This is a genomic window from Arhodomonas aquaeolei DSM 8974, from assembly GCF_000374645.1.
Taxonomy (GTDB): domain Bacteria; phylum Pseudomonadota; class Gammaproteobacteria; order Nitrococcales; family Nitrococcaceae; genus Arhodomonas; species Arhodomonas aquaeolei.
This window is the reverse complement of sequence record NZ_KB894800.1, coordinates 474576-500244: the sequence shown is the minus strand read 5'-3', so window position 1 is coordinate 500244 and position 25669 is coordinate 474576. Positions and strand designations below refer to the sequence as shown.

Annotated in this window: 21 protein-coding genes; 11 read left to right on the top strand and 10 right to left on the bottom strand. The window is 71.1% G+C overall.

Annotated features, from left to right (window positions below):
• Window positions 1-137: 137 nt before the first annotated feature.
• On the top strand, window positions 138-599 hold the full coding sequence (locus C516_RS0102135) for a hypothetical protein (protein WP_018716710.1): 462 nt from the start codon (window positions 138-140) through the stop codon (window positions 597-599).
• Between the two features lie 29 nt (window positions 600-628).
• Here C516_RS0102135 and C516_RS0102130 read toward each other — a convergent pair whose 3' ends face one another.
• Window positions 629-1444: a phosphocholine cytidylyltransferase family protein gene (locus C516_RS0102130; RefSeq protein ID WP_026320874.1), complete on the bottom strand. Its 816-nt coding sequence runs from the start codon at window positions 1442-1444 to the stop codon at window positions 629-631.
• A gap of 436 nt (window positions 1445-1880) precedes the next feature.
• Between C516_RS0102130 and lptF the strand changes: the two genes are divergently transcribed.
• Genes lptF through C516_RS18265 form a run of 3 tightly spaced genes read left to right on the top strand, consistent with a single transcriptional unit; the run spans window position 1881 to window position 5377 of the window.
• Window positions 1881-2951, top strand: coding sequence for an LPS export ABC transporter permease LptF (gene lptF, locus C516_RS18270; RefSeq protein ID WP_018716708.1), 1071 nt, complete (start codon window positions 1881-1883; stop codon window positions 2949-2951).
• Entirely contained in the window at window positions 2948-4015 is a 1068-nt protein-coding gene (gene lptG / locus C516_RS0102120; RefSeq protein ID WP_026320873.1) for an LPS export ABC transporter permease LptG, read from the top strand. Before lptF ends, lptG begins: the two co-directional genes overlap by 4 nt.
• A gap of 57 nt (window positions 4016-4072) precedes the next feature.
• Window positions 4073-5377, top strand: coding sequence for a lipopolysaccharide biosynthesis protein (locus C516_RS18265; RefSeq protein WP_169509119.1), 1305 nt, complete (start codon window positions 4073-4075; stop codon window positions 5375-5377).
• On the opposite strand, the gene C516_RS20290 is transcribed toward C516_RS18265, so the two are convergent.
• From C516_RS20290 to C516_RS20740, 4 genes are all read right to left on the bottom strand, one after another.
• Window positions 5316-6323 carry a hypothetical protein gene (locus C516_RS20290; RefSeq protein WP_018716705.1) on the bottom strand — a complete coding sequence of 336 codons (1008 nt, stop codon included), beginning with the start codon at window positions 6321-6323 and terminating at the stop codon, window positions 5316-5318. The two genes, C516_RS18265 and C516_RS20290, sit on opposite strands and share 62 nt — an antisense overlap.
• Before the next feature lie 69 nt (window positions 6324-6392).
• Window positions 6393-7523, bottom strand: a complete 1131-nt coding sequence (locus C516_RS0102105; protein WP_156831091.1) for a glycerophosphotransferase — start codon at window positions 7521-7523, stop codon at window positions 6393-6395.
• The gene (locus tag C516_RS18255; protein ID WP_018716703.1) at window positions 7520-8446 is read right to left on the bottom strand and encodes a metallophosphoesterase family protein; all 927 of its coding nucleotides are present in this window, start codon (window positions 8444-8446) and stop codon (window positions 7520-7522) included. The genes C516_RS0102105 and C516_RS18255 overlap by 4 nt, the downstream gene beginning before the upstream one ends.
• 199 nt (window positions 8447-8645) lie before the next feature.
• On the bottom strand, window positions 8646-8996 hold the full coding sequence (locus C516_RS20740; protein WP_211210550.1) for a nucleotidyltransferase domain-containing protein: 351 nt from the start codon (window positions 8994-8996) through the stop codon (window positions 8646-8648).
• Between the two features lie 363 nt (window positions 8997-9359).
• Between C516_RS20740 and C516_RS0102095 the strand changes: the two genes are divergently transcribed.
• Together C516_RS0102095 and C516_RS0102090 are read left to right on the top strand one after the other, a co-directional pair.
• Entirely contained in the window at window positions 9360-10574 is a 1215-nt protein-coding gene (locus C516_RS0102095) for a CDP-alcohol phosphatidyltransferase family protein (RefSeq protein ID WP_018716702.1), read from the top strand.
• Window positions 10561-11547 (top strand): diacylglycerol/lipid kinase family protein, encoded by a 987-nt coding sequence (locus C516_RS0102090; RefSeq protein ID WP_018716701.1) that lies wholly within the window; start codon window positions 10561-10563, stop codon window positions 11545-11547. The genes C516_RS0102095 and C516_RS0102090 overlap by 14 nt, the downstream gene beginning before the upstream one ends.
• 783 nt (window positions 11548-12330) lie before the next feature.
• On the opposite strand, the gene recC is transcribed toward C516_RS0102090, so the two are convergent.
• Entirely contained in the window at window positions 12331-15618 is a 3288-nt protein-coding gene (gene recC / locus C516_RS18250) for an exodeoxyribonuclease V subunit gamma (RefSeq protein WP_018716700.1), read from the bottom strand.
• A 332-nt stretch (window positions 15619-15950) separates the two neighbouring features.
• Between recC and C516_RS0102080 the strand changes: the two genes are divergently transcribed.
• Window positions 15951-16442, top strand: a complete 492-nt coding sequence (locus C516_RS0102080) for a beta-class carbonic anhydrase (protein ID WP_018716699.1) — start codon at window positions 15951-15953, stop codon at window positions 16440-16442.
• A 9-nt stretch (window positions 16443-16451) separates the two neighbouring features.
• Here C516_RS0102080 and polX read toward each other — a convergent pair whose 3' ends face one another.
• The gene (gene polX / locus C516_RS0102075) at window positions 16452-18173 is read right to left on the bottom strand and encodes a DNA polymerase/3'-5' exonuclease PolX (RefSeq protein ID WP_018716698.1); all 1722 of its coding nucleotides are present in this window, start codon (window positions 18171-18173) and stop codon (window positions 16452-16454) included.
• Between the two features lie 150 nt (window positions 18174-18323).
• On the opposite strand from polX, the gene C516_RS0102070 reads away from it, so the two are divergent.
• Complete coding sequence (locus C516_RS0102070) at window positions 18324-19259, top strand: ChaN family lipoprotein (protein ID WP_018716697.1); 936 nt, start codon at window positions 18324-18326, stop codon at window positions 19257-19259.
• 21 nt (window positions 19260-19280) lie between these two features.
• Here C516_RS0102070 and C516_RS0102065 read toward each other — a convergent pair whose 3' ends face one another.
• Both C516_RS0102065 and C516_RS0102060 read right to left on the bottom strand, forming a co-directional pair.
• A complete protein-coding gene (locus tag C516_RS0102065) occupies window positions 19281-19589 on the bottom strand; it encodes a glycine zipper domain-containing protein (protein WP_018716696.1) in 309 nt (102 codons plus the stop codon).
• A 164-nt stretch (window positions 19590-19753) separates the two neighbouring features.
• Window positions 19754-21796 (bottom strand): M3 family metallopeptidase, encoded by a 2043-nt coding sequence (locus C516_RS0102060; protein WP_018716695.1) that lies wholly within the window; start codon window positions 21794-21796, stop codon window positions 19754-19756.
• 169 nt (window positions 21797-21965) lie between these two features.
• Here C516_RS0102060 and gorA point away from each other — a divergent pair, with 169 nt between their 5' ends.
• The 3 genes from gorA (at window position 21966) to C516_RS0102045 (ending at window position 24995) form a co-directional block, all read left to right on the top strand.
• Window positions 21966-23324 carry a glutathione-disulfide reductase gene (gene gorA, locus C516_RS0102055; protein WP_018716694.1) on the top strand — a complete coding sequence of 453 codons (1359 nt, stop codon included), beginning with the start codon at window positions 21966-21968 and terminating at the stop codon, window positions 23322-23324.
• 88 nt (window positions 23325-23412) lie between these two features.
• Entirely contained in the window at window positions 23413-23943 is a 531-nt protein-coding gene (locus tag C516_RS0102050; protein ID WP_018716693.1) for a gamma carbonic anhydrase family protein, read from the top strand.
• A complete protein-coding gene (locus C516_RS0102045; RefSeq protein WP_018716692.1) occupies window positions 23943-24995 on the top strand; it encodes a succinylglutamate desuccinylase/aspartoacylase family protein in 1053 nt (350 codons plus the stop codon). The genes C516_RS0102050 and C516_RS0102045 overlap by 1 nt, the downstream gene beginning before the upstream one ends.
• A 24-nt stretch (window positions 24996-25019) precedes the next feature.
• Here the strand turns inward: C516_RS0102045 and C516_RS0102040 are convergent, their stop codons facing one another.
• Window positions 25020-25655 carry a LysE family translocator gene (locus C516_RS0102040; RefSeq protein ID WP_018716691.1) on the bottom strand — a complete coding sequence of 212 codons (636 nt, stop codon included), beginning with the start codon at window positions 25653-25655 and terminating at the stop codon, window positions 25020-25022.
• Window positions 25656-25669 lie beyond the last annotated feature (14 nt).

Here is a 25669-nt window from a genome sequence, read left to right as displayed (position 1 = left end):
TATTGTAGAAAACGGAAATATACTGCTTATGGCCCGGCCGTCGGCGCCGGCATGCCTGCCTCCGCCGGCAGGGCGCGCGTGTCGCGGTGGTGCTGCCGGCCGGGCGTTGCTCTGGGTGCGATCAGGGGGGATCGCTGGTGTCCGACATCACCGTGGCCATGGTGCTGCACATACTCGGCGTCGTCTGGTGGATCGGTGGCATGGCGCTGGTCACCACCGTTGTCCTGCCCCACCTGCGCCGCCATCCGGACGGCGCGCTGGAGCGTTTCCACGCCATCGAGCGGCGCTTCGCGCCGCAGGTGCGCGTGGCGGTGCTGGCGGTGGGTGCCTCCGGCGGCTGGATGCTCTACCGCCTGCAGCTCTGGCGTGTCCTCGGCGAGCCGGCCTTCTGGTGGCTGTGGGCGATGATCGCGCTGTGGACGCTGTTCTTCCTCATGCTCTTCGTCCTCGGGCCCACCGGGGTCCTGCGGCGGGTCATGTCCGGCAAACTAGAGCGGGATCTGCCGTCGCGGCTCGCGCGCATGCACCACCTGCACGTGCTCCTGCTGGTGCTCGCGCTCGTCACCGTCGCCGGCGCCGTGGCCGGTGCCCACGGCTGACACCGGCGCGCGCTGCGTGCCCGTGCCGCTCAGCCCCCTTGGGCCGTGCCGGCGGAGGCCGCCGGCAGTTGCGCGGCGAGGACGTCGCTCACCGGCGCCAGGTCCTCGGGGAAGTCGAGCTCGGCCCACCGCCGTCCGGCGATGGGGAAGGCCCGGACGTGGCCTTCTCCGGCCATGGCGTCGATGATGGAGAGATACCACAGACGCAGCGCGTCCGGGTCGCGCATGGCACGCTCGACGGCCTCGCGGAACAGCGCCGCGCCGTCGCCCTGGAAGCGGGTCATGCCGATGGATTCGCCGTCCACCTCGGAGGCGTCCAGGCGTTTGCCCACCCGGCGCAGGCGGCCGTCGCCGTGCAGCGAGACCTTCATGTCGTCGTCGTCGTAGGCGTCCTTGAAGTCCACCGTGAGGGTCACGGGTGCTGGTGGCGCGGCCAGCACTTCACGGACGATGCCGCCCTCGAAGAGGGTGTCGCCGTTGATGAGCAGCAGCTCGCCGTGGAGCGCCGCGCGGGCGATCCAGCAGCTCGCCAGGTTATCCGAGACCCGGTAGAAGGGGTTGAACACGGTGTCTACGCGGGCGCTGCCGTAGCGGTGCTCGAGTAACTCCTCGACGCGCTCGGCGCCGTAGCCGGTGACCACGGTCACGCCGTCGATGCCGGCCTCCAGGAGGGTGTCGATCTGCCACTCGAGCACGCTGCGGCCGTGGAAGCTCAGCATGCACTTAGGCCTGTCCTGCGTCAGCGGCAGCAGGCGGCGGCCCTGGCCGGCGCTGAGCAGCAGGGCGTGGGGCGGGGCTCCGGGGGCATCAGCCGCCCCATGCCCTGACGGTGACAGTGAATCCATCGGCGGGTCCGGTTGCTTGGGCAAAAACGTCACTATTTCATCACATCCCCGCTGTATTAGCATTGGCGTCGGCCCGACAGCAGCAATTCGCACTATGGCAACGGGTGCCGGCGCGACGACGGCCGGTGGCCGTTGATCACGGGATTGGTGGATGCGTTGCCGGCCGGGATGTCGCACACGGCCGGATGACCGCTGCGACGCCGCAGGCGTATGCCACCCATTCCCGGCGTGGCGGGGCCGGGGCATTCGGCCGGGGCCGTGCCCGACCTACCCGGCTAATTCGGTAGGTCGTGTGCCGCAGGCGTGCGACGTCTTGCCAGCCGTTTTATGCCTGGCTGCGACCGGCTCCACCGCGCGGCGCGCCATAATGAGAATTGCTGGTCCGACAGGGGCGTCCGCCAAACGCCCGTTCCCGGAGGAAATCCGTTTGTCCCGCATGGTCCGCTACACCGTCGCCGAGGTCAGCCATGCCCTGATCCCCGTGCTCGCGCTGCTGGTCGTCATCTTCGCGGCCTTCGATACCGCGCGGAGCCTGACGGGTACGGCCGCTCTCGCCGTGGAGCTGCCGGTGCTCCTGGAGCTCGTGGCGCTGCGCACCCTGATCGCGCTGGACGTGCTGCTGCCCCTGGGGCTCTACCTCGCGGTGGTGATCGCCCTGGGCCGGCTGCACCACGATCACGAGGTCGTCGCGCTGCGCGCGCTGGGTTTCAGTGCTGCGGTGCTGGTGCGCGGCGTGCTGGTGGTGGCCGTCGCGGTGGCGGTGGTGGTGGGCGGGGTGTCGCTTTTCGCCCGCGCCTGGGCCTACGAGCGCGTCTACACCCTGGAGGCGGAGCAGGGCGCGGAGTTCGAGCTGGACGACCTCGCGCCGGGGCACTTCCAGGCCAATAGCGATACCGGGCGCGTGGTCCACGCTCGCGCCCGCGTCCGCGGCGGGAAGGGGCTCCAGGGTTTCCTGCTCTACGAGCGCCAGGATGGCGTTGTCCAGCTGGTGCTCGCCGAGCGGGCCCGTCAGCCGGAAGGGGCGGCGGGACGGACGCGCCTGCTCCTCGACGACGGCGCCGTCTATGGCCTCGATCGCGACGGTGGCAACGACCGGGTCTCCGAGTTCAACCAGCTGACCCTGCGTCTGGAGCCGCCGTCCCGGCTGGTGGGCTACAAGCGCAAGGCGGCGGCGACCGCCGCGCTGCTGCGCTCGCAGCGCCCGGACGACATCGCCGAATGGCAGTGGCGGGCCTCGCGGCCGCTGGCGACGCTGCTGCTCGCACTGCTGGCGGTGCCCTTGAGCGCCACGGCGCCGCGGCGTGGCCGCTATGCGCGGGTATTCACCGCCATGGGGGTGTTCGCGCTCTACTTCGTGGCCACCGACATGGCCCGGAGCTGGGTGGAGCAGTCCGCGGTGGGCGCCTTCCCGGGCGTGTGGTGGGTGCCCGCGGTGGCCGCGGCGGCGCTGCTCGGGCTGTGGGCGCGCCGCGCCGCATGGCGGCTGCGGCGGGGAGGCGCCGGGTGAGCCGGCTGGAGCGTCATGTCGTCACCCGGTTTCTGGCCGGTTTCGGCATCGCCGCGGCGGTGCTGGTGCCCCTGTTCTCCCTGCTCGATCTCGCCGAGCAGCTCGAGGACCTGGGCCGCGGCGACTACGGCTTCGCCGACGCACTGATGTACACGGCGCTGCTGGTACCCCGGCGGTTGACCCAGCTCGCCCCGTTCATCGGCCTGCTGGGCGGGATCGTGGGGCTCGGGCTGCTGGCCGTCCACGACGAGCTCATCGCGATGCGCGCGGTGGGCTTCTCCGCGTGGCGGCTTCGTCGCGCCACGGGGCTTGCCGCGGTGGCCCTGGCGCTGATGTACGCCGCCCTGCAGGGCGTGATCGCCCCGGCGGCGCAGCAGTACGCGGTCGAACGGCGTACCGAGCTCGTTGCCGGCATGGAGCGCGGTGATGGCGGTCCGGGGCTATGGCTGCGCGACCGCCGGCGGATCCTGCACATCGGGGCGATGCGCCACGGCCGCGTGCCGGTGGACGTGGAGCTGTTCCGGCTGCGTGGCGAGGCGAGGCTGGCCCGCTACGTCTACGCCGCCCGGGCCGAGATCCGCAGTGACGGCACGTGGCGGCTGCTCGACGTCACCATCAAGCGCTTCGGCGGCGCGGAGACCGGCAGCGAGCAGCGCGCTAGTCTCGAATGGACACCGTTCATCGACCAGGCCCGCATCGAGGCCATGCAGAAGCCGCCGGAGAGCCTGGACCCGGTGGACCTAGCAGGCTACGTGGCCTACCTGCGCGCCAACGGCAGCCCCTCGGCGCGTTATGCACTGATACTGTGGCGCAAGGCCGGGCGCGGCCTGCTGATCATGGCTCTCGCGCTGCTCGCCACCGCCTTCGTCACCGGCGGTGCCCCCCGCGACCCGCTGGCCCCGCGCCTGGTGCTTGGTGCGTTCACCGGTATCGCGGTGTTCATCGGTGACGAGATCCTGGCCAGTGGCGGGCTGTCGCTGGGGCTTCCCCCGGCCGCAATCGCCCTGGTCCCCGCGGGGTCGATGCTGCTCCTCGGTGCCGTGCTGGCCGGGTGGCGCCGGTAAGGGGGCAGTATGTCGCGGGGGACTATAGATCACCATAACAACCGGGATGCGGTACCGGTGACCCGCAGGGGTGTATTACGTCGCGTCATCGCCAACTCCGGTCGCCTCCTGGGAGGCAAAAGCGCCGGCGCGGTGCTGAGCTTAACCTATGTCGCGGTCGCCACGCGGGCGTTGGGAGTGCAGGACTACGGCTTACTGGTGCTCATCCACACCTTTACCCTGGTGGTGAGCCGTGTGTTCAACTCCAAGTCGTGGCAGACCGTACTTCGGTATGGCGCTGGTGCCCGGCAACGGGGCGAGTATGGTCGTTTGCGGCGGCTGGTGCGCTTTACTGCCGTCCTTGACGGCGTGAGCGCCGTGCTGGCCGCACTGACCGTGGTTCTCGGAGCCAGGCTCATCGCGCCTCTGCTCGACTGGCCGGACTCGCTCGTCCCACTCGCCAGTACCTACGGCGTAACTGCATTGTTCATGATTACCGCCACGCCCAAAGGGCTGCTGCGGTTGTTTGACCGGTTTGATCTGCTGGCGGTGCAGGTCGTCCTTGAGCCGGTGGGACGTTTGTGCGGCGCCCTGGTTGTTCTCGCCATGGGTGGAGGGTTGGGGGCTTTTCTCGTGGTGTGGTTCTTATCTCGTGCCGGTGCCGAGGTGGTCCTTATTTTTTGGTCATGGCGTGAGTTCCACCGCGAGGTGCCTGCCGGCGCCTCGCCCGGATGGGCTATTAGGCCGGGGTTGGAGTTTCATGGTATCTGGCGATTCCTGGGCGTGACCAACCTAAATGCCACCTTCGCCTTGAGCTTTGAGCAGTTGGGGACACTGTTGGTTGGAGGGTTGCTCGGTGCCAGTGAAGCCGGTCAGTTCAACATCGCTGACCGTCTTGCCCGTGGCGTGGCCAAACCGGCACGGTCACTGATTCCGGCGATCTATCCCGAGATGGCCCAGCTACTGGCCGAAGGCGACGAGGGTCGGTTACGACGCCTGATTTGGCGTACTGTGACCCTCTCCGGTGGTGTGGCGTTGCTGATCCTGGGGCTGCTAGCGGTGGCCGGTGAACCCCTCCTTTTCCTGCTGGGCGGCGAGCCGGCCAAGGCGGCCTATGGGCTGATGTTGCTGCTGGCGGCGTCGGCATTACTCGGAATGTGGTGGTTTCCCCTGGAACCGTTGTTGATCTCCGTTGGGCGGCCGGCGCTTGCCCTGCGGGCGCAGGTGGTGGCCACCCTCGCCTATGTCGGCGTGCTATATGCCCTCGTGCCGGTGGTAGGGCTCTGGGGATCAGGTGTCGCGGCGGTGCTCGGTATGCTCGTTAGGGTGTTGCTTCAGGGGACGGGCGCGATGCGGTGGATTCGCCGGTCACGGCAGAGGTAGAAGCCGAATCGGCAACCGGATAGCCGAGTTCCGCTAGCGGTAGCCCCAGCATCAGCGCGAGATCCGTGTTCGCCGCCTCATAGTGGCGAGCAACCTGCTGTGCGAGCTGCGCCCCGATCAGCCGCTCGAGGGTCAGCTTCCTTCCCGCCAAAGGCGAACGGTTCCAGGCCTCCATGGTGTGAATCCGCAGGCTTTTCGGGATCACAGGGAGGGCGCAGCCACGCTGGGAGACGTCGCTAACACCGAAGTGATTCACTACGCGAGCAAGCAAGGCGGTTGCCGACCGATAGGAGACGTTGGCCGGGCGTCGGTTCAGGTGTCGCAGGTCGACGTCCAGGTCCAGCCGCTTAGTGTAGTCGTCGAGGAATGTGTCAGCATCGGCCAGAAAGGCCTCGAAGGGGAAGACGTGCACGGACTCCGCGCCGAACAGTGTCTGGTAGTGGCGGATAAGCGGCCGGTAGTCGAAGTGATCCAGGTCGAACATCGGTCGCTTGAATCGCTTATGGTCTACATGGCGCTCATAGTGGTATGGAAAGATGAATCGCTTTGCCGAGAAGGTACCGCCACGGCGCAGGTACTGCAGGTAAGCCGCCTTGATTATATCCGGCTGCCGCCTGATGAATACCACGATCCGGGCGTCCGGGTACGTGGACTGGATACGATGTGCTATGTCCTTGGACAGGCAGCCATTGAGCCCGGCGTTCTCATAGTGTCCGCACAGCGCCTCCTCGCAGATAATGAGCCCTTCGTTGGCTCCTAGCGCCTGTCGCGCGGCCTGAGGGTCGAAGCGCAGTGCTGAAGGGTTGACCAGCGTTGCCTTGGCGAGCTTTCGTGGCACATAACGGCGGTTGCGCACTTCCGGATAGAAGTGACGCTGGAACCAGCTCGTCGCGGTCTTGTGGTAGCCGATGTGGATAACAGGTCGGGTCATGATGGTTGCTCGCATTGCATGCCGCTAGCCGGCGCAAAGGGTACTTCACCCGGCGCATGCGGCCAAACTTCGTCATCACGCCGACTACCCTCCGAGAAGACCATGTATGGCTCTGGCGGCACGGACATCCGCGCTGGCGCTGTCATCGAATGTTTCCGCGAGGGCCGTCCTTTGCACTGTTTCGTACTCGGCGTGTGAAGCGAGGGCGTGTGTGGTTGTCTCACTCAGCGCCTGGATATCCGTGAGAACCGGCCCGAAGTGCCAGAACCGGAAATGGGGGTCGTCCCGCCAGTCGATCCCCGCGGCGTTGAGGAATAGACAGGGTCGGGGTTGGCGGATGAACTCGTAAACCTGGCTGCTGACATCCCCGAGGTAGAGGTCGGCGGCGCGGGTATAGGTCATATCCGTGACCGCCTCGCTGCCCAGGTCCACGTGGATGTTCGGGCAGTTCCGGTAGCGTTCCGGCAGGTGCGCGCGATAGCGGCCGCGGCGGGCGAAGAGCTTCAGGTGCGGCGCGAAGACCAGGTTGTAGCGCTCCGGGTGGCGCCGGAAGAATTCCAGCACGGCCAGGCCCCATCGGTGCCAGGACGAAAGTCGCGGATCGAAGTGCGGGTTGTAGAGCACCACGGGTCGGTCGTTGGCGAACACGGCGGGCGGCGGCGGCAGGCGGTCTACCGCGGCGAACTTGGGGTAGCCGACGCGGGCGTGGCCGCCCTCGCGGGCGAGGCCGTGGCGGTGCAGGTCGGCCTCCGTCTTGGCGCCCGGTAGCAGGATCAGGTCGAAACCCGCCACCTCCGGGCGAAAGCTGCCGGCACGGTCACCGGCGCCGTGGCGTGTGAGGATCATGCGGGTACGATGCAGCGCGTGGTAGTGGCGCAGGTGCAGGCTGGTCACGTCCGGAACGACCAGGGCGTCGAGGCTGCGATAGAATCGACGATTGCCGCGCATCACGAGCCATTTTTCTAGCGGAACCCAGGCGCTGACCAGCCGGTCCGCCCAGCGTGCCGGTGCGGGTATGCGCGCCTCGGTCAGGCGGCAGTGGTGTCCGGGATAGAGGCTGGCGATGCGCGCCAGCGTTTCCATGATCGCCGCGTTGGCCCCCAGGCAGACGACGTCGATTTCCGGATGCCGTTGTGACAGCGCGAAGGCGATGGGCGCGGCATGCCATGCCTGGTCGCTGCGGTGATTGAACAGGAAGCCGACGCGCTGCGTCACGATGCGCAAGCCAGGTCGGATAGCGGTCCGTCGCTGCTGGAATGCTCGGCGAAAACGGCCTTGTCAGGGCAATACGCGTGCATGGACACGGAGAGTCGCCACCTCCCGCCATCGTCGGTGACGCGGCAGCGATAATAGGCCGCATTACGCCGGAATCGGGCCGAGCGCGTGGAGGCGGAGGAGGCACCGAGCACGGGGACGCCGGCGGCGGGGCCGTCCAGGCGGGCGCGGCAGAGCCGGTGGGTGTGGCCGTGGAGGATGAGCTCGGCCCCCTGTCGGCGAATCACCTCGCGGAAGGCCATGGCATCGTTGAGCGCTTTGCGTCGTCCCACGGCATCGTGTTGTGGCGGGTGGTGCATGAATACCACGCGGAAGCGCCCTTCCGCGCCGGTACGTTCCAGTAGCTCGCTCAGACGCGCCATCTGTGCGGTGCCGATGCGACCTGTGGCGAGTAGCGGTGCGCTCGGGTAGGCGGTGTTCACGCCGATGAAGCTGATCGGTCCGTGGCGGCGCTCGAAGGGAAAGGCCGTGGCGCCGTCGCCGCCCATGTGCCGGTCCCAGTGGGCTAGGGTCGCGGCGGGCGTCACCGGTGCGTAGAGGTCGTGATTGCCCGGGACTACGCTGACCCGCTCCGCCGGCCCGAGCGTGGCGAGCCAATCCCGCGCCTCGGCGTACTCGTCTGGGGTGCCCAGGTGGGTGAGATCCCCGGTGATCACGACGGCGTCGCCGGGGTGGTCGGCGAGCGCGTGGCGCAATGCGCCGAGGACTTCCGGATCATGATCCCGGCGGCGGCTCCGGCGCCAGGAGAGATAGCCCAGCAGGCGCTTGTTGACCAGATCGCGGGCGCGTAGCCGGCGAAGCGAGGTCATGTGCGGGTCGGACAGGTGTACGAAGGCCGCCGTGCTGTCGTTCGGGGATGCCATTAGCGAATCAGTATAATGCCCGCCCTGTGACGGTGAAAGCGAATGTGGGCGTTGCCCAATGACGCATGAGCCGCCACCGTCATTCCACGGCATTGTTCCTGGTGCTGGATCCGGGTCGTGGTCGGCACAACCATACCGCGGTTATGCTGCCGTGCCCCGAGCCCGGCGCCCGCTCCAAAACCCGGCTGGGCTACGATAATCAGGTGTGGGTAACCGCAGGGCAACGTGCTTCGGCCCGCGCAGGGCAATGCTTCGCGGAGGTGGGTAAATTGGCTGCTAAGGCGGCCACACCCCACACCGTTTCGGCGGTTACGGTCCGAGCGAAGCGATCCGCCGGCGTGGCCAACGTCAGCCACTCGAGCTCGGTGTAGACGAGAACCTCCGCAGGAACCGATAGCGTACCGGTGTCGAAACGCAGTGATCGGCGCAGGAAAGGCTCGTCCAACCCGTTCCCGATAACGACAAGATCCAGATCGCTTCCCACGCCCCAGTCGCGCCGGGCGTAGGAACCGAAGTAGCCGATGCGGGTGATCTCCGGATGCCGCGCCACCGTCGCCCCGGCCGACAGGCGGGCCGCTTTGTCGACAGTCTCGCGTCAGGCCCTTTGAGTACGGACGAACTCAACGATCTCCCCGGCATACGTCAGCGCCTCCGCGCTCTGGAGCCTGCCGTAGGTTCGTGACGATGCGGCGTTGAAGCGCTGGGCCATGCTACGGGTTTGAGGGTGGCACGGCATCACCTTCGAGCAACTGGATGCCATCGCCGACGTGATCAGCGACAATGGGTTGCTCTACGCCTCAACCAGGCGCGGGAGGAATCGTTTCGCTCCATCAACAACACCCAAACCCGGCCGCCTGAGCAGGCCTTACCCATCGGCTCAGTTCAGGCTTATGTCTGGATGGGGAAGGACCATATGACAGGCGCCATGGACGTATACGTGCTCATCGTGGGCGACAGCCCGCTCCGGCTTTGGGGATTGACAGGGCGTGAGCGCTTGCAGCGTACGATCACGCGCATGCCGGGCGTGGCGCTCGTGGATGCCGCGGCGGCCGTGCCAGTGGCGGGGCGGGTGGTCGTGTTGCGGGGGGACTACGTCTACGACGCCGCCGTGCTGACGGCGCTGCTAGGCGATGGCCCGGCGCTGTGTCTCCTGGATCCGGACGCCGCCGCCCCGGTGGCGATGCGGGGGCCGGGCGGGGACGCCGAGTCGGCGGTGTCGATGCTGGAGGGCGGTTCCCTGGCCACCACCTGGCCCACGCTCGGTCCCGCGGAGCTGACCGACGGCTTCAATGCCGGCCTGCTCAGCCGTAATCCCCCGCGGGTGGCGCGGATCACCGCCGACAATCGCCGGGCGCTGGAGCGTTGGTTGTTCTCCGGGGCCTACAAGGGGGTGACCGACCTGATCACCAAGTGGTTGTGGCCGGTGCCGGCCCAGTGGGCGGTGCGCGGTTGCATCCGTCTCGGGCTCTCGCCTAACGCCGTGACCAGCGCCGGCCTGGTGCTGGCGATCGCGGCGCTGGTGGCGTTCGCCGGTGGAGCCTACGGCATCGGGCTGGTTGCTGGCTGGCTGATGACCTTCCTCGACACCGTGGACGGCAAGCTCGCCCGGGTGACCGTTACTGCCAGCCGCTTCGGCGACTACCTGGACCACGGCATCGACCTCATCCATCCACCCTTGTGGTACCTCGCCTGGGGGCTCGGGCTGGCGGCACCGTGGACGCTGACGCCGTCGCTGGACGTGACCGTCACCGCGATTTTCGCCGCCTATATCGGCGGGCGGCTGTGCGAGGGGGCGTTCCAGTGGTTCGCCGCGCCCTTCTCGCTGTTCATCTGGCGGCCGTTCGACTCCTTCAACCGCCTGATCACGGCGCGGCGCAACCCGAATCTCATCCTGCTCACCGCCTTCTGGCTGGGCGGGCGGCCGGACCTGGGGCTGTGGGCGGTGGCCGCCTGGCACGTGCTCTCCACGCTGGTGCTCGCGGCCCGGGTGATGCAGGCGGCGATCCGTGCCCGCGGTGCGGCGCTCGTGCCCTGGCTCAACGACGTCGACCCGGCCCGGGACCGTGACCGCCTGGCGGTGCGCTGCTTCACCCAGGCCCCGGCCGGAGGCGCCGGTGCCCGACGCTGAGCCCGCCGCTGCGGCGGTGGCCCTCGGCGGCGAGCGGCTGGGGCTGCTGCTCAATCCCCGTGCCGGCGGTCTGCGCCGACCGCTGGAGCGGGTGCGGGCGCTGGCCGCCTCACTGCCGCTGACCGCCGCCCACGAGGCCGATACGCCGGCGGGGATGGCGGCGGCGCTGGAGGCCATGGCCGCGGACGGCGTTACGGCGCTGGTGGTCGTGGGCGGTGACGGCACGGTGCAGGCGGTGCTGGGGCAGCTGCTCGAGGCGCGGCGGTTCCCGCGCCTGCCGTGGCTGGTGGTGGTCCCCGCCGGCAGCACGGACATGACCGCGCGGGATATCGGCCTGCGCGGCGGGCCCGTTGCCGTGCTGGAGCGCCTGGTCTCCGCCGTGGCGGATGCACGCACGCTGACCGCGCGGTTCCGGCCGGTGCTCGGCGTCGGGCACGGCGGCCACCGGGTGTGCGGGATGTTCTTCGGCGCCGGCATGATTGCCGACGGGGTGGGATACTTCCGCGAGCGGGTGCGCGGCCGCGGCCTGGTGGGGGAGAAGGCCTCTGCGCTGGCGGTGCTGCGCACCCTGGCGGCGCCGTTTACCCGGCGTCCGCGCGGCCGCGGTGTGATCCTGCGCGAGCCCGCGGCGCTGGCGCCGCCCGTCGACCACGGGCTGGTGCTGGTCAGCGCCCTGGACCGGCTGCTCTTCGGCAGTCGTCCGTACTGGGGCGGTGGTGCCGGCGCGCTGCACTGCACGGTCATGCCCGCCCGTCCCGGCCGTCTGGTCGCCGCGCTGCCGCGGCTGCTCGGCGGTCGTCCGGGGCACCGGCTTACGCCCCGGCGGGGCTTTGCCAGCGGCGACGTGGACGCCGTCACCCTCGATATCGACGGCGACTACGTCGTCGACGGCGAGCTCTACCCCGCCAACAGCGCCCGCGGCCCGGTGCACGTGGGCGTGGCCGAGCGGGCCATGCCCTTCCTGGTGCCCTGAGGCGGTAGCACGCGCGCCACGTCCGGCCCGGCGCCGCCGTCGGTGTGGTGTCCCGTGGCATTCCCGGTCGGGGGTGTCGCACAACGATCAGGGCCGAGCACGACGCCGGCGGGCTGCGGGGGGAATCTATGGCGGTTCTCTCCCTGCCGGCGGGATCGTCGGCGGCCAGGAGCAGCCGACTTACGGGAGGGGCAGGCGACCCCCTTGCGGCATGCCTGTGGAGGGGCCGTTTTGTAGGTTGGCAGCGCCTGGCAGCCGACATCCCGTCCCGCGTGTTGGCTGCGTGGACTGCCTTGAGCGGCCTTATAACCCCGATGTCCGCGCATTTTTCCAGCGTGTGCGCAGGCGGGGCAAAGCCGGCATGGCGACGCTGGGGGCGGTCATATGCAAGCCCGTGCACATCCGTTCCGGCGTCATCGGAGATCAGACACTCCATACCTCGCAAATCGCTTGATCCGCGAGGTGATATCTACGGTGTGCTCCCGTTCCGCGGCAGGTCGGTTGCGCCATGCAACCGACGGGCGGGGTGCCGGCGATTTGCCGGTGCGCGGCTGGTGTCCGGGGCGTGTGAAGTTCTTTGGACGGTGCCGCGGCGGGCTGTCGCACACGTCAGGTGGCTGAGTCCACGTAGGTCGTGCGCCGCAGGCGTGCGACGTTCCGGCCCGGTCATGAAGGCGTCGCACACGGCCCGCGGCCGTGCACGACCTGCCGGTCTTCCACTCCGGAACCACACAAGGCCGGTTGCCCCTGGCGACCGACAGGTGTCCGGCCGTGTCGCCGGGCCTACTCCGGCATCTCCGCGTCGGACATCGGGTCGAACAGGGCGGTGGCGAGGGCGGGGAACCCGGGGTCGTCCAGCGGGGCGGCGTCGCGGAACACGGTGGCCCAGCTCGGGTCGCTGCCTTCGCCCGGCACGCCCTGGAACGGGTTGTCCTCCCAGACGCGGGCGGCGGCGGTCATGGCGCGGTCGGCGTCGCCGTGGCGGCGCAGGGCGGTGGCATAGGCATGGGCGCTCGCCAGCGGCAGGGGCAGGGGCGTGCGCAGGCCGCGCCAGTACAGGGCGAGCAGGGCGCCGAGGCGCTCCCGGGCCTGCTCCGGATCGATGGCGGCGAAGGCCAGGAGGGCCGGCGGGGCCTCGCGGCCGCCCTCGCCGAGGTGGCGGCTGATGCGGCCGGGGTCGTCGCCGGGGGCGACGGCGTTGAGCGCAAGGTGGCTCACCCACAGGCGCAGCCGGTCGGCGGGGCGTACCGGGGCCGGGCGGTAGGTGAGCAGCCCGCCCTCGCGGCGGTCCGTGAGCCAGCCGGTGAGGTGCAGCTCCGCCAGTTCGAGGTCCACCTCCAGCGCCGGCAGGGGCTCGCCCAGCAGGGGTTCGAGGTGCTCGCGCAGGCGCTCGACCCGGGTGACGGTGTCGTCCATCACCGCGCGGCCGAACGGGCCTTCCGGCAGGGTGCCGGCGGCGTCCAGCAGCCGTTCCAGGGTCTCCGGGTCGTGGCCGCGGAGGCGCTGGGCGAGCAGGTGCTCGCGGAGCTGGTAGGCGCCCAGGCCGTCCAGGTCGAAGGGCTCGCTGTCCGCCTCGTCCACCGCCTCGCGCTGCATCCGTGTGCCCAGACGCAGGCGCAGGAAGGCCTCCGCCGGGTTGCGCAGGAAGCGGACCAGCCCCTCCAGCGTGACCTCGCGCAGTTCCGCCTCCGGTTCGGGCAGGGGGGCGTCGATGAACGGCGCGGGGGCGCTGTCGCCGGTGTCCCCGCCGCCGGCCGGGCGCAGCCAGTCGTCGGCGTAGCTGAACACCGCGGCCTCCGGGGCGCCGCTGTAGCGGGCGCTGAAGGGCTGCAGCGGGTGTTCGGTGAGTAGCGACGCGCTGGCCGGGTGCCCGTCCGGGGCGGTGAAGGTGCGGTCCAGGCTGTCGCAGAGCTCGTTGACCAGCACCGAGGGCAGGCGCTCGCTGTCGTCGCGGATGCTGCGCCCGACGTAGCTCACGTACAGCCGTGAGCGGGCGGAGAGCAGGGCCTCCAGGAACAGGTAGCGGTCGTCCTCGCGCAGGCTGCGGTCGCCGGGGCGGCGGCCCTCCGTGGCCATGAGATCGAAGGCCATGGTCGGGCCCTGGCGGGGGAAGTCCTGGTCGTTGAGGCCGATCAGGCAGACCGCCTCGAAGGGCACGCTGCGCATGGGCACCATCGCGCAGAAGGTCACCTGCCCGGTGAGGTAGCCGCCCTGCTGGCCGTCGCCTTCCAGGGCGTCGAGCAGGTGGGCGCGCAGGGTGGCCGGCGGCAGGGGCTCGTCGAAGCCCGCCGCGGCGGTGGCGTCCACCAGCGCGGTGACGGTGTCGCGGATGACCTGCAGCGCCTGGTGCTCGGCGGCCTCGGCGCCGTGGAAGAGTGCGTCGAGCACGGCGTTCAGCCGGGTCTGCCACCCGTCGGGGGTGTGGGCCTCGCGCAGGGTGGCGCGGGCGGCGAGCAGCTGTTCCCAGAACGCGGCGAAGCCGCCGAGCCAGGCCGCCTCGCCGCCCTCGACGCCGGGCATGGGCGCGATGTCGCGGTACAGCGCGGTGTCGTCGTCCATGGCGTAGCCGAGGAGCAGGCGGTTCAGGCCGAAACGCCAGCTGTGGCGCTCGCGGGCCGGGGGCAGCGCCTCCTCGGTGCGGTGGCCGGCGTCCGCGCCCCAGCGGATGCCGCTCTCGCGCACCCAGGCGCGGATGCGCTCGACGGCGTCGGCATCCAGGTCGAAGGCCCGGTGCACCGCCGGGACCTCGAGGATGGAGAGCACCTCGGAGGCGGTGAGGCGGCTGCGCGGCAGCTCCAGCAGCCGGGTGAACACGCGGATCACCGGGTGCACGCCGGGCAGCGCGCGGTCGGTCACGGACCACGGGATGTGGCGCTCGCCGGTGGCGTTGCCGAACACCGCCTCGATGTAGGGGGCGTAGCGGTCGATGTCCGGCGTCATGACCACGACGTCCCGGGGCTGGAGGTCCGTGTCCGCGAACAGCCGGCGCAGGCGGTCGTGGAGCACCTGCACCTCGCGCATGGGGCTGTGGCAGGCGTGCAGAGTGACGGAGGTGTCCGCCGGGTCCAGCGGCACGGCGGGCTCGTCGCCGTCCGCGCCGCGCCGGCGCAGCTCCAGGATGTCCGCCTGCAGCCGGGCCAGGTGGCCGAGGTCTGCGTCCTCCGCCGGCTCGGTGAAGTGGTAGGCGTCGTCGCCGCTGTGGTTCTGGAGCAGCTCCAGGAACTCCCGGCCGGTGCCGCCGAGGGAGGCGAGCAGCGGGTGGCCGACGCTGTAGTAGTCGCTCGCGTCCGGCAGTCCGCGGCGGCGCCAGAGCTCGCGCAGCTTCGCCAGCCCGCGCTCGGAGACCACGTCGCCCCAGTAGTGGAGCGAGGGGTTGAGGACGAGCACGTCCACGGGGATGTGCTCGGCCAGGGCGGCGAGCAGGGCGATGTAGGCGGGCGGCGCGGAGGAGACGCCGAAGACGGTGAGCCGCGGCGGCAGGCTGGCGGGGTCGACCTCGCCGTTGCCGAGGGCGGCGATGTAGTCGTGCACCAGCGCGGCGCGGTGGGCGGCGCGGCCGTCGGTGCCGGCGGCGATCTCGCGCCACAGCGCGGCCTGCCAGTGCGCCGATTCCCCGGCCTCCCAGGCGGCGATCCAGTCCGGCCGGTAGACCAGGTACTCGTCGTAGAGGCTCGCCAGGCGGTCGGCGAGCTGGTAGGCCTTGACCCCGTTGTCGTGGTCGCTGTCGGCGAGGTAGGCCCGCAGCGGGGCGAAGGCGGGGGCGTCGATCACCGCCGGCAGCCGCGCGAGCACCCGCCAGCGCAGGGCCTGGCGGTCGAAGCCGGACTGCTCGGGCAGCGCCGTCCAGTGCCGGGCGAACAGGCGCCAGACCAGCCCGCCGAGGAACGGAAACGCCACGTTGGCGGTCACGCCGTGGCGCTCGGCGAGCTCGATGGACAGCCAGTGGCCCATGCTGCGGTGGGGCACGACCACCGTCTCCTCGGTCATCGGCGGCAGCGGCGCCGCGGCCATCTGCCCGGCGAGGGCGTCGGCGAGGGCCTCCAGGCGGTTGCTGTGGTGGGTGACGAGCACGGTGGGCGGCGTCCTGTTCCTCGGTCTGCCGGCTCAGTCTGCCTGATCCGCGCGGGCCGCGGCGAGCGCGACGCGTGCCTGCCCGGTCTGCTGGCGGTCTTGTCATCCGCCAGCCGGACCGAACGGGGCGTGGGGGGCCGGCAGCGGCGTTGCGCCAGGCCCGTGATCCCTTCCGGCGCCGTGCGAATGGCAGACCGCCGGGAGCCTGTCGGTAACGGCATAAGCACATGACGAACGATTGGTTCCGGTGCCCGGCGGCGCGTGCTTACGCTGCCGGATCGGGGCGGGCGCGCCCCGATCCGTGTTCTCCGTTGTCATAGGGAGGGATCGAGATGAGCGTGACCGACGAGCTGCTGGAGGATAACCGCAGCTATGCCGAGGGCTTCGACCAGGGCGGCCTGCCCATGCCGCCGTCCCGGCGGGTGGCGGTGGTGGCCTGCATGGACGCGCGCCTGGACGTCTACCGTCTGCTCGGCCTGGGTCTGGGCGAGGCCCACGTGATCCGCAACGCCGGCGGCGTGGTGAGCGAGGACGTGATCCGCTCGCTGGTGATCTCGCAGCGCCTGCTCGGTACCCGCGAGATCGTGCTGGTGCATCATACCGACTGCGGCATGCTCACCTTCAACGACGACGGGGTGAAGGCACAGATCGAGGCCGAGACCGGGATGCGTCCGCCGTTCGCGCTGGAGGCCTTCGACGATCCGGCCGAGGACGTGCGCCAGTCGCTGCGCCGCGTCCAGGCGAGCCCGTTCATCCAGCACCGGGACTCGGTCCGGGGCTTCGTCTACGACGTCGCCAGCGGCCGGCTGGACGAGGTGCGCTGAGCCGCGCGGTCAGCGCCGGCGCAGCGCGGCGAGGAAGCCGTCCACGCCGCGGGTGTTGAGCACGTCGGCGGCGGTGAGCCAGCCGCGCCGGGCCTGGTCCAGGCCCAGGCGCATGCGCGCCAGGTCCTCGGTGCCGTGGGCGTCGGTGGCGACCACGAACCGGGCGCCCTGGCCGAGGGCCTCCCTGATCAGCACGTCGGGGAGGTCCAGCCGGCCGGGCTGGGCGTTGATCTCCAGGGCGCAACCGGTCTCCGCGGCGGCCCTGAGGACCCGGCCCATGTCCGCGTCGATGGGCTGGCGCTCGCCGAGGATCCGGCAGGTGGGGTGGGCCAGGATCTGGCAGTGGGGGCTGTCCAGCGCCCGCAGCAGCCGGTCGGTCTGCTTCGCGCGGGGCAGTCCCAGGCCGTAGTGCACGGCGCAGACGACAACGTCCATGCGCGCGAGCACGTCGTCCGGCAGGTCCAGGCTGCCGTCCTCCAGGATATCCACCTCGGCGGACCGGAGCACGCGGATGCCGTCCAGGCGGGCGTCCAGTGCCTCCAGGGCGTCCAGGTGCTCGGCGAACGCCCCCGGGGTGAGCCCGTTGGCGACGCGCAGCCGCCGGGTGTGGTCGGTGATGGCGAGGTACTCCCGGCCCAGGGCCTTCGCCGCCCGTGCCATGGCCTCCGCGCTGTCCCGTCCGTCGGTGGTATCGGTGTGGCAGTGGAGATCGCCGCGGATGTCCTCGAGGTCCACCAGTGCCGGCAGCCGGCCCTCCGCCGCCGCGGCCAGCTCACCGCGGTTCTCGCGCAGTTCCGGCTCGATGTAGGCCAGCCCCACCTGTGCGTAGACCGAGGCCTCGGTGGCGCCGGCGACCCGGTGCTCACCCTCGAAGACGCCGTACTCGTTGATCTTCAGTCCGCGCCGCTGGCCCATCACCCGCACGGCGATGTTGTGGGCGCGGTTGCCGGTGAAGTAGTGCAGCGCCGCGCCGTAGCTCGCCTCCGGGACCACCCGCAGGTCCACCTGCAGGCCGCCCTCGAGGATCACCGTCGCCCGGGTCTCGCCCCGGGAGACGACCTCGGAGACGCTGTCGTAGCCGGTGAGCCGGTCCATGACGTCATTGCCGGTGTCCGCGCTGACCAGGATGTCCACGTCGCCCACGGTCTCGCGCCGGCGCCGGTAGCTGCCGGCGATGATCGCCTGCTTCACGCCGCGGGCCGCGGCGAGATGGGCCAGCAGGGGCTCGGCGATGCGCTCGGCGTCCGCCAGCCGGGTGCGCTGCTGGCTGTCCCGGTGGGCCTCGATGGCGTGCAGGATGTTGCGCTCGCTCTTCGCGCCGAAGCCCTTGAGGCCGCGGATTCGGCCCTGGCGGGCGGCGTGCTCGAGATCGTCCAGGCTGCCGATGCCGAGGGCGTCGTGGAGGGCGCGGATGCGCCGCGGGCCGAGCCCCGGGAGGGCCTCGAGGTCGGCGAGGTGTTCAGGGAACTGGCCGGCCAGGCGTTCCAGCGCCTGCAGCCGGCCGGTGTCCACGATTTCGTGCATCCTGGCGGCGAGGTCGTCGCCGATGCCCTGAAGCTCGGTGAGATCGGTGCCGTCCGCGATCATCCGCGCGATCTCGGTGCCGAGCCCGCGCACGATCAGTGCGGCATTGCGGTAGGCGCGCACCCGGAACGGGTTCGCCCCCTGGATCTCCAGGAGCTCGGCATAGCGCTCGAACAGCGCCGCGATCTCGCTATTGTGAACGGCCATGGGCGGTTCCCTCCCCCGGCGGCGCGCCGTTACCTGCCCGGTATTCCGGAAGCCGCTGACAGGCACGGCCAAGGGCGGCAATACTAACGACCTGGTCAGCAGGGACAGGGTCGCCGAGAACCGGGGCGGCGGCAACAGGAGGTCGATGGTATGCGAGGGGTGCTCATGGGGGCGGCGATGCTGCTGACGGTGGCCGGCTGTGCGGCCACCGGGGTGGATGACGGCGGGCCGCAGGCGGGCCGGATCCGGGATGTAGCGGCGGGGCGGTTCATCGACCGGCCCGCCCTGATGGCGCGGCTGGCCCGCGCGGATATCGTGCTGCTGGGCGAGGAGCACGACAATCCGCACCATCACGAGAATCAGGCGGCGGTCATCGATGCCCTGGCCGCCCGGGGCCGGCACCCGGCGGTGGTGCTGGAGATGCTGCGCGCGGACCAGCAGGCGGCGGTGGAGCGGGCGCGTCGCGAGCATCCCGGCGACGTCGACGCCCTCGCCGGGGCGGTGGACTGGGCGGACTCCGGCTGGCCGCCGTGGTCGATGTACCGCCCGGTGTTCGCCGCGGCATACCGCCACGACCTCCCCATCGTCGCGGGCAACCTCTCCCGTGGGCAGCTGGATACACTGCGTTCCCGGGGGCGGGCGGGCCTGTCCGCCGCGACCCGGACACGGCTGGGCCTGGAGCGCCCCCAGCCCGACGACGAGCGGGCCTCCATGACCGAGGCCATTCGCGAGGGTCATTGCGGGCTGCTGCCGGAGGAGATGCTGCCGCGCATGCGCGGGATTCAGCGGGCGCGGGACGGCGCCCTGGCACGTGCGGCGCTGGAGGCCGCCGGGGAGGCGGGGATGAGCGTGGTCATCGCCGGCCACGGTCATGTGCGCACCGATCACGCCATCCCGCGGGTGATCGCGGCCCGGGCGCCGTCACGCCGCGTCGTCGCCGTGGCCTTCGAGGCGGCGGTGCCGGACGGCCGGGGCGGGCCTCCGGCGGGGACGCCGCCCTTCGACTACGTCTGGCTCACGGCCGCCGTGGAACGGGCCGACCCGTGTGCGGCGCTGCGCGAGCGTTTCGGCGGGTCCGGCGACTGATCGGGGCCCGGGGCGCTGCGGTCAGCAGCGTCCCTTCCTGGCCTGGCCCGGCGGGCAGAAGTCACCGGACGGGCCGCCGCCCTCGTGGATGACGCGTTCGCGTTCACGGTGGTCATGGCCGCCATCGCCGTCGGTGGTCACGGCGGCGCCGGTGGCCGCGCCGACGGCACCGCCGACGATGGCGCCGTCGCGGCCGCCGACCTCGGAGCCGATGGCCGCGCCGGTAGCACCACCGATGGCCCCGCCGATGGCGGCGTCGGTGGTGTCGTCCGCCAGTGCCGGGGCGGTGGCGACCAGTGCGCCGAGCGCCAGTGCGTATCGGCCTTTCATGTCACTGTCTCCCGGTCTGTGCCGTTGTGGTTTCGAGTGCGGAGACAGCCTGGCCCGGCCCGCCCGCGAGCACCAGCCGGATGCACGTGCTCAGGCACGCGGTGAGGCGGGAGTCCGTGTGTGCCGCCGCCCGGGGCGTGACGTCCCCGGGCGGCGACAGTGACTCAGGCGGCGAGCCCGCTGTGGCGCAGCAGCGCCTCGATGCTGGGCTCGCGGCCGCGGAAGCCGCGGTAGAGCGTCATGAAGTCCTCGCTGCCGCCCCGCTCCAGGATCCAGTGACGGAAGGCGCCGCCCGCCTCCTGGCTGAACAGCCCCTCCTCCTCGAAGCGCGAGAACGCGTCCGCGGAGAGCACCTCCGCCCACTTGTAGCTGTAGTAGCCGGCGGCGTAGCCGCCCGCGAAGATGTGGGCGAAGCCGTTGGCGAAGCGGTTGAACGCCGGCGGGCGCATCACCGCGACCTGCCCGCGCACCTCGTCGAGCATCGCCTGGACGCGGGCCCCGGCGTCCGGGTCGTATTCCGCGTGCAGCCGCATGTCGAACAGCGAGAACTCGAGCTGGCGGACCATCTGCATGGCGGACTGGAACGTCCGCGCCGCGCGCATGCGCTCGAACAGCGATTCCGGCAGGGGCTCGCCGGTCTCGTGGTGGCGGGCGAAGGCGTCCAGGGCCTCGCGCTCCCAGGTCCAGTTCTCCATGAACTGGCTCGGCAGCTCCACGGCGTCCCACGGCACGCCGGAGATGCCGGCGACGCTGGGCACGCCCACGCGGGTGAGCATGTGGTGCAGGCCGTGGCCGAACTCGTGGAACAGGGTCTGGACCTCGTCGTGGGTGAGCAGCGCCTCGGTGCCCCCCACCGGCGGGGTGAAGTTGCAGGTGAGATAGGCCACCGGCACCTGGACCGCGTCGGCGAGGGCGTTGCGCGAGCGGCACACGTCCATCCACGCGCCGCCGCGCTTGTGGGCGCGGGCGTAGAGGTCGGTGTAGAACTGGCCGACCAGGCCGCCGTCCGCGTCGCGGATCTCGTGGAAGCCCACGTCCGGGTGCCAGGTCTCCACACCGCCGTCGCCGGGGGTGATGTGCAGGCCGTAGAGGCGCTCGACCACCCGGAACAGCCCGTCCATCACCCGGGAGGCGGGGAACCACGGGCGCAGGTCCTCGGGCGAGAGGCCGAAGCGCGCCTGGCGCAGTTTCTCCGAGTAGTAGGTGGCGTCCCAGGCCTCCAGCCGTTCGAGGCCGTCGCGCTCGCGGGCGAACGCCTCCAGCTCCGCGAACTCCTCGCGGGCGCGGGGCACGCTGCGCCGGGCGAGGTCCTCGAGAAAGCCCATCACCTCGTCGACGCTGCGCGCCATGCGCGGCTCCAGGGCGAGCTCGGCGTAGTTGTCGAAGCCGAGCAGCTGTGCCTGCTCGTGGCGGAGGGCGAGGATCTCGTCCATGACCGGGCCGTTGTCGAACTGCCCGGCATGGGGGCCGACCTCGGAGGCCCGGGTGGTAAAGGCCTCGTAGACCTCGCGGCGCAGGGCGCGATCGTCGGCGTGGGTCAGCACCGCCTGCACCGAGGGGAACTCCAGCGTCAGCCGGTAGCCGGACACGCCGGCCTGCTCCGCGGCCTGCCGCGCCACGCCCAGGGCGGACTCGGGCAGGCCGGCCAGCGCCCCCGCGTCCCCCAGGTCCCGGTGCCAGGCGCCGGTGGCGTCGAGGAGCTGCTCCTGGAAGCGGGCGGAGAGCTCGCTCAGACGGCTGGCGATCTCCGCGTAGCGGCGCTTGGCCTGCGGGGCGAGCGCTACGCCGGCGAGGCGGAAGTCGCGCAGGGCGTGCTCCACCGCGGCGCGCCGTTCGGCGGGCAGGGCGGTGAAATCGTCGCGCCCGGCCACCGCCCGGTACGCCTCGTAGAGCGCGGTGTTCTGCCGCAGCTCGGTGTCGTAGGCCGAGAGCCTGGGCAGGCAGGCGTTGTATGCCGCGCGCAGGGCCTCGCTGTCCATGACGCTGTTGAGGTGGGAGACCGGTGAGAACACGCGCATCAGCCGCTCGTTCATGGCCTCGACCGGGGCGACCAGGCCCTCCCAGGTGTACGGCCCGCCGTCGGCGAGCAGCCGCTCCAGCGTGGCGCGGTTCTCCGCGAGCACGGTGTCTATCGCCGGCTCCACGTGGGCCGGCTCGATGGCATGGAACGCCGGGAGGCGGTCGGTGGCGAGCAGGGGGTTGTCCATTCGGGTGCTGTTTCTCCGTTCGGGGCGTCGCCGGTGGGCGGCGCGGTCGCCTTGCCACCTGGTTCGTCGCGGTGGCGGTGCTTTGCCGCGGCGCCGCAGCGCAGTAGATTAGGGCCGGTACCGGACGGCGCCGCCGGCCTGAATGCTAAGTGTTGGGGCAGAGAGTCGCATGAGCAACCATTTCGATCTGATCTGTATCGGCGGCGGCAGCGGCGGTATCGCCACCGCGCGCCGGGCCGCGAGCTACGGGGCGAACTGCGCGGTGGTCGAGCGCGAGCGCCTCGGCGGCACCTGCGTGAACGTCGGCTGCGTGCCCAAGAAGGTGATGTGGAACGCCGCCAATGCCGCGGAGGCGCTCCGCCATGCCGGGGATTACGGCTTCGACGTCACCGTCAACGGCCTGGACTGGGGCGCCCTGGTGGCCAACCGCGAGGCCTACATCCAGCGCCTGAACGGCATCTACGCCCGCAACCTGGACAACTCTGACGTCGCGGTGCTGCGCGGCGAGGCGCGTTTCGTCGACCCGCACACCATCGAGGTGCGCGGCGAGCGCTACACCGCGGACCGCTTCGTCATCGCCGTGGGCGGCACGCCGATGTACCCGGACATCCCCGGCGCGGAGCTCGGCATCGACTCCAACGGCTTCTTCGAGCTCACCGCCTGCCCGGACGAGGTGGCGGTGGTCGGTGCCGGCTACATCGCCGTGGAGCTCGCGGGCGTGCTCCACCAGCTCGGGGCGCGGGTGCGCCTGGTGGTGCGCCGGGACTCGCCGCTGCGCGCCTTCGACCCGATCATCCGCGAGGCCTACCTGGAGGCGGCGGCCGCCGACGGCATCGAGGTGGTGAACCACTTCGTCCCCGCGCGCCTGGAGCGCCGGCGCGAGAGGCTCTCGCTGCACGCCGAGGACGGCCGTCACCTCGACGGCCTCGACGAGGTCATCTGGGCCATCGGGCGGACGCCGGCGACGGCGGCGCTGCGCCCCGACGCCGCGGGCGTGGATGTCCGCGCCGACGGCAGCATCCCGGTGGACGCGTACCAGGCCACCAACGCCCACCACATCTATGCACTGGGCGACGTCACCGGCAACGCCTTTCCGCTCACGCCGGTGGCCATCGCCGCCGGCCGCCGTCTCGCTGACCGGCTCTGGGGCGGGCAGCCGGAGCGCCATCTCGTCTACGAGACGATCCCCACGGTGGTGTTCACCCACCCGCCGATCGGCACCGTCGGCCTCACCGAGGACCAGGCCCGGGCGGAGTACGGCGACGAGGCGGTGACGGTGCACAGCACCCGGTTCGTGCCCATGGAGTATGCCCTTGCCGACGCCGCGGCCAAGCGTCGCAGCGCGATGAAGCTGGTCTGCGTCGGCGACGCCCGCCAGGTGGTGGGGGTGCACCTGTTTGGCCTGGGGGCGGACGAGATGCTCCAGGGCTTCGCCGTCGCGGTGCGCATGGGGGCGAGCAAGGCGGACCTCGACGACACCGTGGCCATCCACCCCACCAGTGCCGAGGAAGTGGTCACCATGGCCTGAGGCCGCGAAGGGCGGTATCTTGCGGCCGAAGAGCGCACGGCGGACGGCGGAGCGTCGCCGCCCCGTGCCGCAGCCAGGGAGCGAGGACATGATTCGACCGTTCGACGAGAAGTGGCCGCGCGTCGCCGACAGCGCGTGGATCGACGAGAGCGCCGTGATCATCGGCGACGTGACCCTCGGTAATGACGTCTCGGTGTGGCCGACCGCCGTGATCCGTGGCGACGTCAACCGCATCGCCATCGGCGACCGCAGCAACGTCCAGGACGGCACGGTGATCCACGTCGCCCATGACGGGCCCTACAGCCCCGGTGGCTTCCCCACCGTGGTCGGCGAGGACGTCACCATCGGACACCGCGCCGTGGTGCATGCCTGCACCGTGGGCAGCCGGGTGCTCGTGGGCATGGGCGCGATCATCATGGACGGTGCCGTGGTCGAGGACGACTGCATCATCGCCGCGGGCACGCTGGTGCCGCCGGGCCGGCGCCTGGACGCCGGCTATCTCTATGTCGGCTCACCCGCGAAAGCGGCGCGCGAGCTCAGTGCCGAGGAGCGCGAGCAGCTCGTCTACTCCGCCCACCACTACGTCCGGGTCAAGGAGAAGCACGAGGGGCGGCTCTGATGGCGCGTCAGGCCCTGACCCTCGCCGGGACCACGGTGCGTCCCGGCGAGCGGCGTACCATCGATATCCCGGCGGCCCTGCTCTATACCCACGCGCCGGTGACACTGCCGGTGCAGGTCATCCACGGCAGGCGCGACGGCCCGGTGCTGCTGGTCAACGCCGCCATCCACGGCGACGAGATCAACGGCGTGGAGATCATCCGCCGGCTGCTCCAGCTGCCGGCCCTGCGGCGCCTGCGGGGGACACTGCTGGCGGTCCCCATCGTCAACGTCTTCGGTTTCACCGACCGCTCGCGCTATCTTCCGGACCGGCGCGATCTCAACCGCGCGTTCCCGGGCAGCGAGCGCGGCTCGCTCGCCGGGCGCCTGGCGAACCTCTTCCGCACGGAAATCCTCAGCCACGCCAGCCACGTCATCGACCTGCACACCGCGGCGATCCACCGCGAGAACCTGCCCCAGATCCGGGCCAACCTGGACGACCCGGACTGCACCGCGATGGCCAAGGCCTTCGCCACGCCGGTGATCGTCAACACCCCGCTGATCGAGGGCAGCCTGCGCAAGACCTGCAGCGACGAGGGTCGGCCGGTGATCACCTACGAGGCCGGTGAGGCGCTGCGTTTCGACGAGTCCTCGATCAAGGCCGGCGTGCAGGGTGTGCTCCAGGTCATGTGGCACCTCGGCATGGTCGCGGCCAGTCGCGTGCGCCGTCGCCCACGCAACAGCTACGCCGCCAACAACAGCAGCTGGACCCGGGCCGAGCAGGACGGCATGTTCCGCGCGATCGTCCCCCTGGGCGAGTACGTGGAGGAGGGCCAGATCCTCGGCTACATCGCCGATCCCTTCGGCGACCGCGAGATCCCCGTGGAGGCGGGGGCGAGCGGTATCGTCATCGGCCGCAACAACCTGCCCCTGGTCCACGAGGGCGAGGCGCTGTTCCACGTCGCCCGTTTCGACTCGGTGCACCGCGTGGCCCGCTACGTCCAGGCCTTCAACCGCGAGCTCGAGGAGGACCAGGACTGGCAGGGCAGTGACCCGGAGCCGCCGATCGTGTGACCGGCAGGCCCGCGCGGGGGCGGGTCACGCCCGCGGAGAGCCGGTGACCAGGCGCAGGCCGAAGGCCAGGAGCACGCCGCCGGTGACGGTGTCCAGAACCCGCGTCACCCGGGGCCGCCGCAGCGCGGCGGTGAGCGGCCGCGTGGCGGCCACCAGCAGCGTGAACCAGGCGATCCCCTCGACGGCGTGGACCGTCGCGAGCAGCGCGGAGAAGACCACGACGTCGGCGCCGGCGGGCACGAACTGCGGCAGGAATGTCACGTAGAACACCCCCACCTTGGGGTTGAGCAGGTTGGTGGTCAGCCCGCGCAGGAACCAGCCGGGGGCTCCGGTGTGCGGGCCCGTTACGGCATCCTGGACGTCAGGGCCCGCACCGGCGCCCCGGATCAGGCGGATGCCGAGCCAGACCAGGTAGGCCGCGCCGGTCCACCTGAGGACGGTGTACGCCAGTTCCGAGGCGGCCAGCACCGCGCCCAGGCCCAGCGCGACCGCCAGTCCCCAGGCGAGGCAGCCCGCGGCCACCCCGAGCCCGGCGCACAGCGCCCGCCGGCCGCCTTCCACCGCGGCCGTCCTCAGCACCAGGGCCGTATCGAGCCCCGGGGTGAGTGTGATCAGCCCGGCCGTCACGGTGAAGGCGGCGAGCGCCTCGATCCCGGTCATTGCCTGTCTCCCCT

Bases quoted from the DNA above. Each gene is read 5' to 3' on its own strand.
- C516_RS0102130 (WP_026320874.1), bottom strand. From the start codon at position 1,444: ATGGATTCACTGTCACCGTCAGGGCATGGGGCGGCTGATGCCCCCGGA.
- lptF (WP_018716708.1), top strand. From the start codon at position 1,881: ATGGTCCGCTACACCGTCGCCGAGGTCAGCCATGCCCTGATCCCCGTG.
- C516_RS20290 (WP_018716705.1), bottom strand. From the start codon at position 6,323: ATGCGAGCAACCATCATGACCCGACCTGTTATCCACATCGGCTACCAC.
- C516_RS18255 (WP_018716703.1), bottom strand. From the start codon at position 8,446: ATGGCATCCCCGAACGACAGCACGGCGGCCTTCGTACACCTGTCCGAC.
- C516_RS0102095 (WP_018716702.1), top strand. From the start codon at position 9,360: ATGACAGGCGCCATGGACGTATACGTGCTCATCGTGGGCGACAGCCCG.
- C516_RS0102080 (WP_018716699.1), top strand. From the start codon at position 15,951: ATGAGCGTGACCGACGAGCTGCTGGAGGATAACCGCAGCTATGCCGAG.
- polX (WP_018716698.1), bottom strand. From the start codon at position 18,173: ATGGCCGTTCACAATAGCGAGATCGCGGCGCTGTTCGAGCGCTATGCC.
- C516_RS0102070 (WP_018716697.1), top strand. From the start codon at position 18,324: ATGCGAGGGGTGCTCATGGGGGCGGCGATGCTGCTGACGGTGGCCGGC.
- C516_RS0102065 (WP_018716696.1), bottom strand. From the start codon at position 19,589: ATGAAAGGCCGATACGCACTGGCGCTCGGCGCACTGGTCGCCACCGCC.
- C516_RS0102060 (WP_018716695.1), bottom strand. From the start codon at position 21,796: ATGGACAACCCCCTGCTCGCCACCGACCGCCTCCCGGCGTTCCATGCC.
- gorA (WP_018716694.1), top strand. From the start codon at position 21,966: ATGAGCAACCATTTCGATCTGATCTGTATCGGCGGCGGCAGCGGCGGT.
- C516_RS0102050 (WP_018716693.1), top strand. From the start codon at position 23,413: ATGATTCGACCGTTCGACGAGAAGTGGCCGCGCGTCGCCGACAGCGCG.
- C516_RS0102045 (WP_018716692.1), top strand. From the start codon at position 23,943: ATGGCGCGTCAGGCCCTGACCCTCGCCGGGACCACGGTGCGTCCCGGC.
- C516_RS0102040 (WP_018716691.1), bottom strand. From the start codon at position 25,655: ATGACCGGGATCGAGGCGCTCGCCGCCTTCACCGTGACGGCCGGGCTG.